The organism is Streptomyces sp. NPDC049915 (genome assembly GCF_040656475.1).
Lineage (GTDB): Bacteria > Actinomycetota > Actinomycetes > Streptomycetales > Streptomycetaceae > Streptomyces.
Genome location: NZ_JBFAMH010000056.1, coordinates 1 through 12,318, shown reverse-complemented (window position 1 = coordinate 12,318; position 12,318 = coordinate 1). Strand labels below are relative to the sequence as shown.

Here is a 12,318-nt window from a genome sequence, read left to right as displayed (position 1 = left end):
CGCCGAGCACGAAGCCGCCTACTACGCGGCCGAACCCCCTGCGTCACTCCAGAAAACCAGCTAACTCAGCCTCCACAAAACCCGGGGCTTGACAAAGCGTCTGTGGGTCCTGGACGCGGACCTGTCGGCGGCATTCGACCGCATCGACCACACCCACCTCATGACCATGCTCGGCCAGTTCCCCGCCAGGGATCTGATCCGCGGCTGGCTGAAGGCGGGCGTGGTCGACCGCGGCCGGTTCGCACCGACCGAGGAGGGGACTCCTCAAGGCGGTGTGATCAGCCCGCTGTTGCTGAACGTTGCTCTGCACGGACTGGAACAGGCCGCAGGGTGCCAATACACGGTGCGGGCCGGGCGCGAGCCCGGCGCCGCACCGGGCACTCCGGTGCTGGTGAGATATGCCGATGACTTCGTCGTGCTCTGTCATGACGAAGCCCAGGTGCATCAGGTCAGGGCCCGGCTGGAGGACTGGCTGGAGCCGAGAGGTCTTCGCTTCAACGAGGAGAAGACCCAGGTCGTCCACCTCGATGAGGGGTTCGACTTCCTCGGCTTCAATGTCCGCCGGAAGGCCCAGAAGAAGCTGATCATCACCCCGAGCACAGCGGCCTGCAAGAGGCTCCGGGCGCGCTTACGGACCGAGGTGAAGGCCCTGCACGGGGCCAATGCCGAGGCCGTGTTGCGCAGGCTGATCCCGATCGTTCGCGGTTGGGCGGCCTACTACCGGGCGGTGGCGTCCTCGACGACGTTCTCGTCGCTGGATCACTACATGTGGCGGCTGACCTTCAAGTGGGCCAGGCGTCGTCACCGCAACAAGTCGAGGTACTGGGTCGTGGACCGGTACTTCGGCCAGTTCCACCCGTCCCGGCGAGACCGGTGGGTGTTCGGCGACCGCGACAGCGGCGCCTTCCTCATCAAGTTCGCCTGGACCGGCATCGTCCGCCACCGGCTCATCAAGGGCGGAGCGTCCCCGGACGACCCCGCGCTGGCCGAGTACTGGCGGGACCGCCGCCGCAGGAAAGCGCCGCCGCCCATGGACAAGACGAGTCTTGTCCTGGCGGTCAGGCAGCAGGGGCTTTGCCCTCTCTGCAAGCAGGCGCTGATCGTCGGAGCCGAGTACGAACCGGACAGCCCACGCGAGTGGATCAACTGGTTCGCGGCCTCGAAGAAGATGCTCCACAAGCATCACTTCACCTACCGGCGAGACGGCGGCACGGACGAGCGGAACAACCTTCGCCTCGTGCACTCCGAATGCCACCGCCAGCACCACGCAGGCGACGGCAAACGGACCGCATAACCCTGCTGACCTGCGAAGCCCTCGGGGCTTGCTTGAGCCGGATGCGCTGAAAGGTGCACGTCCGGTTCTGAGGGGGCCGGGTCACGGCAACGTGATCCGGCTACCCGACCACACCCTCTGGCACAGCGGGCGCGTGTCAACGAGCGAAGAAAATCGAACATATGATTGAATTCAGCCATGCGGCCGATTCCCGATGACCTTGCCCGGGCGGTTGACGAGTGGCACGCCACCTACCGCCAGCTCGCGGCTCAGCCGCGCACCGTTCTGCGCAGACGACTCGTGAAGCTGTCGGGCGAGGTGCTCTTCCACCCCCGATGGCATGGCCGGCGCACGCCGGCCGCGTCAGCGCTTTACGCAGGCGGTTATCGCGCCCGCGACGTCTCGGCCGCCTCCTGATCCTGCTCGGATCAAACTCATGAGCGGTGCAGTTCCGGAGGTGGTGACGGCTCGGCCGTGGCGCCCGGAGGATGGGCGAGAGCCCATCGTGTGGACGTGGCCTTCGTCTGATCCGCCTGCCTTCTGGGTCATGTCCGCGGGCCGCTGGCGGCGCGCCGAGGTGCGGGCCAGGCAGGACTGGCCCGACGGACGCGTCATCTACCAGGTGCTTGTGGATGCGGAGGGATCCGGCTCGAAGGGCACCCGCGCGTATCAGTGGCCGCAGGAAGGTCTGCGGCTCGCACACCGCAGCCCGCTGGCTCCCTCCCGCGACGCGCAGCAAGGAGGCGGACTGCCCCGCCCGCCCGCCAGGCGGGCGCGGCGCCCTGTCCGGCCGGTGCCCTCGGGCAGTGGGAGCGGTGGCGCCATACCGTCGTGAGCATGAACGATGCGCCCAGACGTATCGACCCCGCGACGGACCGGGCCACCGCGGCGCTGCTCCTGGGATGCCGGCCGAGCCAGGTCGGATACTGCGCGCGCTGCCAGGGACTCACGGTGCGATATGGGCCGCACGCCCTGGTCGTCTGTGCGGCCTGCCGCGCCGTCGAGCAGGCCGGCGGTTAGGCGGTGCGCGGCTTGCGGCTGCTTGCCTTCTTCGTCGCCGTCTTTTTCGCTGCGGTCTTCTTGGCTGGCGGCTTCTTGGCGGCGGCCTTCTTCTTCGGCTTCGGCAGCTCGTGCACCTCGGCCTCGTTCCCGTGTTCGCCGCGAGCCTCGCGGGCCTTGTCCACCGAGGCGTTCAGTGCGGCCATCAGGTCCAGGACCTGCGCCGGCTCCTCCGGTTCCGGCGCCTGCGGGAGCGGCTTGTCCTCCCGTTTCGCTTCGATGATCTGCGCGATGGCCTCGGTGTACTCGTCGTGCGCGTCGAGCTCGTCGAGGTCCTCGACGGTCATGGTGTCCATCAGGGCGAGTGCCCGCTCGACCTCCTCGTCCGAGACCTCTGCGGGCGGCGGGAGCAGCTCGGCCGGGCTGCGGATTTCGTCGGGCCAGCGCATCGCGTGGAGCACCAGGGCGTCGTCACGGACCCGCAGCATGCCCAGGCGTTCCCGGCCGGACCAGGCGTACTTGGCGATGGCGACCTTCTCGGACCGTCCCAGGGCCTGGACGAGGAGTTTGTACGGTTTGGCGGCGACCTGGCCGTTGGCCTGCAGGTAGTAGCCGTCGCTGATCTGGATCGGGTCGATGTCCCCGGCGGGTACGAACGCGACGATCTCGATCGCTTTCGCCGTCGGCAGGGGGAGGTCGCGCAGTTCCTCATCCGAGATCGGCACGATCTGTGCCGGCTGGTGCTTCGTCTCGCGGGTGACCTCGTAGCCCTTGCCGATCTCGGAGCTGGACACCTCGCGGTCCTCGAGATCGCAGAACTTTTTCACACGGACGCGGCCGCCGTCCTCACGGTGGTACTGGTGGAAGCGGATGCTGTGGTCCTCGGTAGCGCCGACCACATTGATCGGCACCGTGACCAGGCCAAAGCTGATGGCGCCGCTCCAGATCGTCCGGGGCATACGTGTCCTTCCGTGCTAGCCCCGAGCACCACCCACCTTACGAATCCCCCGCCGCCGGCGCACCACACCGTGCGCCCCTCGGGGCATGGCGGGACGCTTAAGGCATGGTCACGGTGATCGTGTATCCACCCGACAACCAGGGCGGCCGGCGCGTGCGAGCGGACGGCACCATCCTCGGCCGCGCCTACCGGCTCCGCGACGTCGTCGCCTTCCTCCAGGACGCCGGCATGGAAGGTATCGACGACCTCGACGTGATCCGCTCCGACGACATCGAGTGGCGCGGCGGCGGCCCGGAGGTATGGGGCTAGGGCCTGTACCTACGAGGCGACCGTCCTCGTCGCGGCCATCAATGAGTGGCTGTGACCACTCACACGGCGCGTTCCCTGCAGACCAGTTGGTCCCGCTCATCCCACGACTCGGTGACCGTGAAGCCGAGCCGCTCGTACAGGGCTATCGCGCCTGACCGCCACTGCCACACCGAGAGCCGCACCGTGCTGACGCCGCTTTGCGCAGCGTATGCGAGCGCGGCTCTGACCAGGCTGGACGCGACGCCCCGCCCTCGGAAAGCCGGGTCCGTCCAAAGCCTCTTGGCCTCAGAGCGTCCGTCGATGGGGGCGGTCACCACCAGGCAGCCCACCGCGGTGTGCCTGCTCAACGCCAGCAGCACAACATCGTCAACAAACGCGGCCCGCGGATCCATGACCTCTGCCCGGTAGCGGTCCGGCAACCCATCCACACCGGCGACGACCTCACCTTTCTCGGCCTGCGTCTGCAAGTGGTAAGCCGTCAGCAGCTCGGCCAGCCCATCCTGGGCGGAAGGGGCCTGATCCGGCCAGCGGACGACGGCAACCCCGCGTTGATCGGTCATGACATCAGCATCACACGACGCCGTAAGACCTGAACGAGTACCTTGATCCACTTCCGATAAAGGGCCCTAGGTGTACTGACCCTAGCCGTAAGACCCGGTTCGGGGAGCGTTTCCTGTGGTGTGCTCAGTGCAGCGCCTCGATCGCGCGGAGGACCATGGCGCGGGCGTCGGCTCCGTACACGGCCATCGTGCGCAGTTGCTCGAAGGCCGTGAGGTACAGCTGCACCTCGGAGGGCTGGGTGACGCGGATCCGCGCGGTCATCAGTTCGACTGACACGAGCTGGTCGTCGTAGACGTGGAACAGTTCCTGCGGCCACAGCGTCCTGCGCGTTGAATTGGGGATGATGCCGAGGGATACGGACGGCAGGGCGCCGGCGGTGAGGAGGTAGCCGAGTTGGGCGGCCATGGCGTCGGCGTCGCCGAGCTGATGGTAGAGCACGCTCTCCTCGATCACCGTGACGAAGCGGTGCCCTGCTTGGTGGATGATCTGGTTGCGCTGCACTCGCGCGGCCGCGGCTTGGTCGGCGTCGTTGGGCGCCTCGTACAGCTCGGCGACGCTGGTGAGGAGGGCGCGGGCGTAACCCTCGGTCTGCAGGAGGCCGGGCACGAGGGTGGGCGAATAGACCCGGAACAGGTCGGTCGCCTGGTAGAGGTCGGCGTAGCTGTCTTGCAGGCGCTTCAGGCCGGCGCGTAGCTGGCGTCGCCACTCCATGTAGGCGGACTCGGCGTCGCGTGACTGGGCGATGATGTCGTCGGCCTGGTCGTCGGCACCGCACGCTGCGCACCATCGGCGTATGTCGTCGGGGGTGGGTGGAGTGCGCGCGTTCTCCAGGCGGCTGGTCTTGGGGTGGGTCCATCCGCATCGCGTGGCCAGTTCGGTTCCGGTCAGGCCCGCGTCGGCCCGGAGGTCTCGCAGGCGCCGCGCGACGCGCTCACGCGCGGCCTGGGCCGAGGAGGACGGAGAGGTGGCCATGTGGTGCGGTGGACCCTTCGTGTCTCGCTAGCTGATTTTGTACTCGTCGTGTGAGATCGCTCGCACCCACACGGCCTCGAAGGCCTCGGCGCACAGGCGGGCCGCTGCCGGGTCTTCGCTCATCTCTCCGGGGGCCGACGCGCCCTCACCGGTGAAGTGGTTCCAGCGGATGAGCCACCCGTCGATCAGCCAGAAGTCGTTGCCGGGCAAGGCGATGTCTGAGGCCTGACGGCGAGGCAGCCAGCGCACCTGCTCCCCCGCCGCCACGTTGGCGGCGGTTCCGGCGTGCTCGTACCGGATGTAGTCGCTGACCGGCTCCGACACGATCCGCGCCCGCCGCACGGTCACGCCGCGCGCGACGAGGCGACGGATCAGCGCGGTCCACGGCGCCCAGTAGGGCGACTCGGGATCGGTGTCGACCTCACCCGTCTCCTTCCAGCGGGCGACGGCGTCAGCCTCCGCGGCCACCCCATAGGAGTCCCGCATCTCCAGGTGAACAGCGGACTCGCGCGCGCTGTCCAGGAGTTCAGTGAAGCTGGGCACGCTCTGCCACATCGCACGCCTCCCTCAGGATCGACACCATGCGGGCCGGCACCCTCACCACCTGCTCGTGCTCTGGGATGCCGGCTGCGTGGCCATGCACCTCGTAGGCGGCGCACTCCGCCTCCGTCGCCGCGTCCGGCTTCCATCCCTGGATGACCAGTTCGCCGCTGTTCTCGTCGACCCAGACGGTCGGGCTTTCACCCTGCCCGGTGTTCGGATCGATGCCGATGAACCGTAATGACACCGCTGCCTCCAACGCTCTGCGTGTGCATGGATGTACACACGCTCACCCGACCTGGCCACGCGGTCAAGGCCGCAAGGAATCGGTGGCCTGCGGCGCGCTGTTACTGCGAACATCCGTGAACATTGCTGGCCGCGCTGCACAGCACACTCGTAGCGTCACCTGCGGACGAAGACTCCCGGCGAGGTGGCGCGCCTCCCAGGAGTGGCCAACGCTGCTGAGGAGCGTCAACATGCGAAACGGTGCAGGCATGCCGTCGCAGCGGGGAGCGGACAGATGAGCGGCCCCGCACCGACCCGCGAGATCCCGGCCAAGGTGATCAAGCTGCTGGCCGTGCCCTCACTGGGTGACCAGACGGAGGCACAACTGCGCGGCGCCGCCTGCGTGTGGGACGGCACGCCACTCACGGCCGAGACCGCGGTGGAACTCGGCGAGCGCCGACACCGCCGGCTAGACGGGCACTACTCGACGTTTCCCCGCGGCTGCGCATCGTGCATCGGCGACCGCGCGCACCAGGCGCTGCTCGACCACGGCCACACATGCGAGCGGTGCGTGGATGGCGGGGCTCTGTGCATCGTCGGCCGCACCCTGCACCAGCTCGTGCGAGAGGCACAACGATGACCAAACCCGAGGCCCTCGTATACACAGGCGACGGGACAGAGGTCGATCTGGGCAAGCTGCTGCTGCGGTCGGCGAAGAGCAGGCGAGAGCGGGCCGCGGCCCAGGCCCTCGTCGAAGAGGGAACCATCCTTGGCCGCCAGAGCGTCCGCCAGGCGCTCCTCGTGGAGAACGCCGACGGGCTGCCGGTGTGCCGGTGGGACAACATGATGGGCCGCCTGTTCACCCTCGGCCTCGACGAGGACGACCGGACCTTCCTGGGCCTGGTGCTGTCGCTGCTACCCATCGGGCTGTTCACCCTCTCCGCCGTCCAAGACCTCGACGAGCGGCGCCTGCAGATCCTACTCCGCGCGATCGTCATCCTGTCCGGCAACAACCGCATCACCGTCGGCACGCGACTGTGAGTGCCCGTTACGGCCCACCTCTGGGCCACTGGCCCGGATAGGATCGGCCGCCGGCCTCCGCGTTCCGGCACTCCTCGTCGTCCGCGGCGTCGCTCGGCCGGTTCATGCGGACGACGACGTTTCTCCCAATCACTCAAGTCCTCCGCGGCCCACATGCGGCGCCCTTACGGAGTGCTCTGCGCCTTCTGCAACCGGGTCCTGGAGGAGTGCCCGCACATGACGGGCTGTCCCAGCGCCGATTATCTACTCGCGCCTCCGGCGACTGAGACATCTACCCGGTCGACCAGCAGCGGCGGCACAAGCAAGCCAGCCGTCAGCGGGTGATCGAGCAGCGCGGGTTCGATTCCTTCGAGGGCCTGCACCCGCCCTCGTAACCGCCGGGATGGACGACACAGCCAATTCGGCAGCCGCACCGGTGGGGGCAGGCGTGGCACGGACGGACAACGGCGGGCCGGGGCAGAAGGGCGGCTCGGCGCCTATGGGGAGCCAGACCGCCCTAAGGCTCCTTGCGGGCTTACCCGAAGCGGTCGGTGAGGGAGGCGAGTGCCCGGTGGCGGTCGGCATCGTCCAAAGACGCAAGAAGGCGCGGCTGGATTCCGGCAGTTCACACGTCGGTGGGCAGCCCATCGCCGGATGCCGCAACCCAGCCCCGGCGAGCAGGGGTGGTGAGGTCAGGTCACCTTGGCCAGGCCCCACCTGTGTGTCGGCTACTGCTGTGCGTCGTGCTCGCGTAGCTTGCGGTATACGTAAGACTCAGTGAGGTCGAAGAGCCTGGCGATCTGCTTCGGCTCCCAGCCTGCGTCGCGCACTTCGACCAGCAGGGCAGGCAAGTCCTGCTCTACCTCCTTCCACTGCTTTCGCGCGATGACCGCGTGCCGCATGCGGAACTCAAGGGATGCTGCATGCTCCAACTGCTGTGCTTGGCCCGCCTCGTAGCGGTTCACCAGTGCGGCGATCTTCTCGGCCAATTCACCCGCCGAGAAGATCGGGGGTTCCTGCGTACTCATCTGGGGTGCCTCATCTGGGATCGGGAGCCCGCGCGGCTGGACGGGTGTCTCTCATATGCGAACCGGGCGGCCACGCGCTGATTAACTTGAGCACGGCGGTCGACCGGCGAGTGATCACCAGCTTGCGGCCACGCCCGCGCTGTCCGGCATCGAGGCCGGCGCGAGCGCCATGGTACTCAGTACAGTACTAAGTACACAAGGGGTTTCGGGGTATGGTCGCGACAGCTGCCCGACGCGCCCCCGTAGACGTCGCTGCGACTGCCGAATATGTCCGGCGACAGAACACGATCCTAGACTGCGACGCTCTCCCCGGCTGCTCGGCCTGCTGGGACGAGCAATCGCTGGTACTGAACTTGACCGGGTACCGCTGGGCCGTGGGTGCGCGTGGGCGCCGGTGCCATGCCTGTGCGGGCAGCGGCACCGGCTCGTACCCGAAACCCGTACCGACGGAACGAGATCTGGCAGCGGGCGCACATGAGCGATGACGGCACGCCGACCCCACACTGGTCCGCTGGCTAGCCAGTTGGAGACGGCACGGCGGACGCTCGGGGAGCCGTTTCCGGCATACCAGCGCTCAGGATTCTGGGAACCGCGGCGCTCCAGCAAAACGACCTGCAAGGCCACCTCACTGCTCGCCTGCCCAAGGCCGTCCTCGCCGGTCTGGCCTTCGCCGCCGGCAGGAAGCTGTTCTCGATGACCCGTGAGTTCGGCGCCACGGCCGCCCCAGGGCCTGCCCGAGGGGTCGCGTGACAGGCGGTGAATCGCTCCGTCCCGTGTTGGGGCGGGTGCTCTGACATATGCGGAGTGGGGCCGCCTGGAACCGCACTGCCGAGGAACGCAGGCCGGGGCAGACGGTGGAAGAGCCACCGTATGGTGATCAACGGCATCTTCCCGAGCGCCGCAGCAAGGCCCAGCGTTGAAAATGCCGACGAAGGCGGCGTTCACGGTGCCGACGAGTTGCGACGGTGATGCGAACTCCAGCACCGGGCAGTGTCTTCGGTAGGCGGCCGGGGGTCGCCGTGGCAACGCCGGCCAGCCGACGGCACGCCCTGCACCATGAGATGAGCTCAAGGGTCAAGCTCGGACCGCCTCAAGGGGAGACGGTAGGTGATGACGGGCGCACGGCGCGCGGGCGGCTGGTCGGCCCGTCGACCCGGTAGGTGATCCCGTATTCGCGGGCGAACCAGTTGGCCTCCGCCACCGAGCCGCTGAGCGCGCGCAGGTGGAAGGCGTAGGCGACCGAGTCGATCTGCCCGGGGGTGAGTGTCATGCGCCAGCGGTTGTTGGGCCGGTCGAAGTGGGCGGTGCGTACCCGCTCGACGAGGCCGTCGGCCGGCGCCACGCGCAGGACGGGGGCCAGGTTCGTGTAGACGCGCAGGGCATCCATCTGCGCGGGCCGCAGCTCGATCACCTGCTCTGAGGCTGCGGGTGGTGTGCTGTGCGGGGTGGGGGCGGGAGAGGCGTTTAGGTAGGTCAGGACGTCGTGGCCCTGGGCGCTGAGGCGGGCGGCCCACAGCACGGGGCGCCCTTCATAGGCGGACAGTTCCGCGCGGACCTCCCGGTCAGCCAGCTCGACCAGGCCTTGGGCGGCCGCGGTCTGCAGGGACTGCTGGAGGCCGGGTGGGACATCGGTGGACAGCACCCAGCCGTAACCAGATCCCGTCTCCCGCTCGCGCAGGGAGCGTAGGGCGTCCAGCCGTGACTGCCGCGCGTTCATGCTCACCCTCACCCTCACCCGATGCCGCAGCAGACGGTAGAGCCTGGACCCGGTGGTGGGCGAATGGCCCCGCGACGGCCCTGCGCCCGTGATAGGAGACGCCGCGCAAGGTGGGGCCAACCCCGCCGACGAGGGGTGGCCCCGCTCTCCTGACGCTTATGCCAACTGTGCGTCAGCTCACGCCGCTGGTGCGGCTAGTGGTGTCCACCGCGGTGATGGGGCGCCAGGAGAGGTCGTCGATGAAGCGGCCGCGGTCGTTGCGCAGGGTCGCGGTGTCGCGGTCGTTGTTCCAGACGTAGTTGCGGCGGTCCTGGAACAGGTCGTGGCTGGCGTCGCGGCCTACGCCAGTGTGGACGCGGACAGTGGAACGGCCGTCCAGGCGGTACTGGTGGAAGGTGTAGGTGTGGCCGTCCTCGTCGCTGAGGGTCCAGCCGTCCAGGTTCACCGCACGGCGTGTGCTGTTCGTGATCTCCACCCACTCGGCGTTCAGCGAGCGGTTGGAGCGGTCGTCCCGCCCGGGAGAGTCGTACTGCACCGCGCTGATCGTCACCGACGCACGCTCACGCGAGGAGTCGTGGTGGTCGGCGGCCATCGCCGGCAGCGCGGCGGCGCCGATCAGGGCGGCGGCCACAGCAGTGGCGGCGGTCAGACGACGGGTGGAAGAAGAAACGGACACCAAGGTCCCCCTTCAGGCTGCGCACACTAACCGGGTCGAAACCGCAGGTCCGGCGGGTGCGTTGTGCTGGTGTGAGGCCGGTCGGCCGCACACGCACACCTTCCAGCCCGCCCCCCGGCATGCGTGGGAAATGCGGAGGCTCGTTACGACTTCAACAGACTTCTGTGACTCTCGCCTGTAATAACCATCAATGCAGCGAAAGCGCCAGATTAACGCCCGGTTCCGGCCGCAGGCGTTGGGGCACCTGGGTTGAGGTGACGGGCCGCCAGTTCGCGCCACGCACCGGCCGGAATGCGATCACCCGAAAGTGAGTAACGACGGACCGGGCGACCGCGATCTACCGGCTCGCGGTGCGCTTGGAGGGCGCGGCCACGGCCGGGACGATTTCAAGACCGTGCTCCCCTATGCGGGCTGCGTCCGTGCGTCCGTGTCGCGGGCCACCAGAGGAACGGGTTCGGAGTCCCAGAGCGCGATCGGACCGTGTCACCGAGGATGCGCAGGTCAAGCTTGGTCGGCGCGGGGCATACTTTCGGGCGTTGGTGACCAGCTCTCTGACGACCCGCGGGGTTAAGACGATGTCTTGATTGGCGGTAGCTCGTTGCCAGGACGTGGGCATAGTTGAGCGGTTGGTGCCTCACGGACTGTGGGAGATCTTCCGAGGTGTGGCGCCTGAGCCGCCGGTGCGAAGCCAGGGCGGCGGTCGGCGACGCTGTGATGACCGCGCTGTACTGGCGGCGATCACCTTCGCGGCGACCACGGGCTGTACGTGGCGGCAGTTGCCGCCAGTCTTCGGTGCTTCCTGGCAGACGGTGCATCGGCGCTTCACCGATTGGTCCAAGGCCCGGGTGTGGGCGAAGATTCACCGCATAGTGCTGGACCGACTCGGCGCGGATGGCGAGCTGGACTGGTCACGATGCGCGATCGACTCGGCGAGTGTCCGGGCGGTCAAAGGGGGCCCTTGACTGGACCGAATCCGACCGATCGCGGCAAGCTCGGGTCGAAGATCCATGTCATCTGTGACCGCAACGGTCTGCCGATCTCAGTGGGCATCTCGGGCGCCAACCTCCATGACAGTCAGGTGCTGATTCCGTTGATGCGTGGCATCCCGCCGATCCGGTCCCGTTTCGGCCCTCGGCGTCGCCGCCCGGCCAAGCTGCACGCGGACAAGGGTTACGACTTCGACCACCTGCGCGGATGGCTACGGCGCCGGCCAGCGGGGCCGACGCGCAGATCGTGCCGCGCATCGCCCGGCGAGGCATCGAGCCATCCGGCCGCCTGGGCCGGCACCGCTGGGTGGTTGAGCGCACAATGTCCTGGCTGAACGGGTGCCGTCGCCTGCACCGACGCTACGAGCGCAAGGCCGAACACTTCCTGGCCTTCGTCGGCATCGCCAGCATGCTCATCTGCTACCGCCGATGCAGTACAGGCGCCCTGGAGGTGGTTGGCTAGGCTCCGGATCATGTGGAGACAGGCAGCGACAGCGGTCTTTCCCGGCGCGGGCTTCCGGGAACCGGCCCAGGCATCCGATCTCGTCGCGGCGGAGACGCGACTCAGGCGAACGCTGCCCGCAGAGCTTCGGCAATTGCTCCTCGAAAGCAACGGGATAATCGGGCACACTCACGTGGACACCGTCTGGCCCATCGATCAGATCGTCGAGAGGAACCTGCTCTTCGGGGCCGACCAGACGTTCGCGCAGCTCTACATGACGTTCGACGCCTTCCTCTTCTTCGGGGACAACGGAGGCGGCGACCAGTTCGCCTTCGTGCAGAAGCCCGAGCGCCCCGACATCTTCGTCTGGGAGCACGAGAGCGACAGCCGTCGATGGGTCGCCAACAACCTGCAGGACTACCTCGGCCGTTCGCTCCGAGCCGGTGGCGACGACTGGTATCAGCTATAACGCGGCCGGCCTCCGATCATGAGCTGACATCAATCAAGACACCGTCTAAGCTTGTTCTTTATCTATCGGCTTCGAACGGCGTCTCGAACTGAGTCGCTCACCTGGGGATTCGCCGGACGTGGGGGCGGCCTTCGTCTGATCCT

Annotated in this window: 14 protein-coding genes and 2 pseudogenes; 8 read left to right on the top strand and 8 right to left on the bottom strand. The window is 67.9% G+C overall.

The annotated features are described in order from the left end of the window. Positions 1–88 precede the first annotated feature (88 nt). From AB0J12_RS39015 to AB0J12_RS39005, 3 genes are all read left to right on the top strand, one after another. On the top strand, positions 89–1,294 hold the full coding sequence (locus tag AB0J12_RS39015) for a reverse transcriptase domain-containing protein (RefSeq protein WP_363269559.1): 1,206 nt from the start codon (positions 89–91) through the stop codon (positions 1,292–1,294). A gap of 177 nt (positions 1,295–1,471) precedes the next feature. Beyond that, the gene (locus AB0J12_RS39010; protein ID WP_363269558.1) at positions 1,472–1,690 is read left to right on the top strand and encodes a hypothetical protein; all 219 of its coding nucleotides are present in this window, start codon (positions 1,472–1,474) and stop codon (positions 1,688–1,690) included. A 420-nt stretch (positions 1,691–2,110) separates the two neighbouring features. Next, on the top strand, positions 2,111–2,293 hold the full coding sequence (locus AB0J12_RS39005; protein ID WP_363269556.1) for a hypothetical protein: 183 nt from the start codon (positions 2,111–2,113) through the stop codon (positions 2,291–2,293). Here the strand turns inward: AB0J12_RS39005 and AB0J12_RS39000 are convergent. After that, positions 2,290–3,231 (bottom strand): Ku protein, encoded by a 942-nt coding sequence (locus AB0J12_RS39000; protein WP_363269554.1) that lies wholly within the window; start codon positions 3,229–3,231, stop codon positions 2,290–2,292. The genes AB0J12_RS39005 and AB0J12_RS39000 overlap by 4 nt on opposite strands. Positions 3,232–3,335: 104 nt before the next feature. On the opposite strand from AB0J12_RS39000, the gene AB0J12_RS38995 reads away from it, so the two are divergent. Next, positions 3,336–3,539 (top strand): hypothetical protein, encoded by a 204-nt coding sequence (locus tag AB0J12_RS38995; RefSeq protein WP_363269553.1) that lies wholly within the window; start codon positions 3,336–3,338, stop codon positions 3,537–3,539. Positions 3,540–3,598: 59 nt separating this feature from the next. Here AB0J12_RS38995 and AB0J12_RS38990 read toward each other — a convergent pair whose 3' ends face one another. The 4 genes from AB0J12_RS38990 to AB0J12_RS38975 form a co-directional block, all read right to left on the bottom strand. Then, complete coding sequence (locus AB0J12_RS38990; protein ID WP_363269552.1) at positions 3,599–4,099, bottom strand: GNAT family N-acetyltransferase; 501 nt, start codon at positions 4,097–4,099, stop codon at positions 3,599–3,601. A gap of 124 nt (positions 4,100–4,223) precedes the next feature. Next, a complete protein-coding gene (locus AB0J12_RS38985; RefSeq protein WP_363269551.1) occupies positions 4,224–5,072 on the bottom strand; it encodes a helix-turn-helix transcriptional regulator in 849 nt (282 codons plus the stop codon). A gap of 27 nt (positions 5,073–5,099) precedes the next feature. Beyond that, positions 5,100–5,627, bottom strand: coding sequence for a DUF6879 family protein (locus AB0J12_RS38980; RefSeq protein ID WP_363269550.1), 528 nt, complete (start codon positions 5,625–5,627; stop codon positions 5,100–5,102). Then, on the bottom strand, positions 5,599–5,859 hold the full coding sequence (locus AB0J12_RS38975; protein WP_363269561.1) for a hypothetical protein: 261 nt from the start codon (positions 5,857–5,859) through the stop codon (positions 5,599–5,601). Before AB0J12_RS38975 ends, AB0J12_RS38980 begins: the two co-directional genes overlap by 29 nt. Positions 5,860–6,132: 273 nt before the next feature. Here AB0J12_RS38975 and AB0J12_RS38970 point away from each other — a divergent pair, with 273 nt between their 5' ends. Continuing rightward, a complete protein-coding gene (locus AB0J12_RS38970; RefSeq protein ID WP_363269549.1) occupies positions 6,133–6,477 on the top strand; it encodes a hypothetical protein in 345 nt (114 codons plus the stop codon). Further along, entirely contained in the window at positions 6,474–6,878 is a 405-nt protein-coding gene (locus AB0J12_RS38965) for a hypothetical protein (protein WP_363269548.1), read from the top strand. Before AB0J12_RS38970 ends, AB0J12_RS38965 begins: the two co-directional genes overlap by 4 nt. Positions 6,879–7,585: 707 nt before the next feature. Here the strand turns inward: AB0J12_RS38965 and AB0J12_RS38960 are convergent. The 3 genes and pseudogenes from AB0J12_RS38960 to AB0J12_RS38950 form a co-directional block, all read right to left on the bottom strand. Further along, on the bottom strand, positions 7,586–7,885 hold the full coding sequence (locus AB0J12_RS38960) for a hypothetical protein (protein ID WP_363269547.1): 300 nt from the start codon (positions 7,883–7,885) through the stop codon (positions 7,586–7,588). 1,090 nt (positions 7,886–8,975) lie between these two features. After that, the gene (locus tag AB0J12_RS38955) at positions 8,976–9,602 is read right to left on the bottom strand and encodes a DUF6417 family protein (protein WP_363269546.1); all 627 of its coding nucleotides are present in this window, start codon (positions 9,600–9,602) and stop codon (positions 8,976–8,978) included. A gap of 194 nt (positions 9,603–9,796) precedes the next feature. Then, positions 9,797–10,194: pseudogene (locus AB0J12_RS38950) on the bottom strand (lamin tail domain-containing protein). Positions 10,195–10,892: 698 nt separating this feature from the next. Between AB0J12_RS38950 and AB0J12_RS38945 the strand changes: the two are divergent. Continuing rightward, a pseudogene (locus tag AB0J12_RS38945) lies at positions 10,893–11,727 on the top strand (IS5 family transposase). 10 nt (positions 11,728–11,737) lie between these two features. Continuing rightward, complete coding sequence (locus tag AB0J12_RS38940) at positions 11,738–12,175, top strand: SMI1/KNR4 family protein (protein ID WP_363269545.1); 438 nt, start codon at positions 11,738–11,740, stop codon at positions 12,173–12,175. The last annotated feature ends 143 nt before the right edge of the window (positions 12,176–12,318 follow it).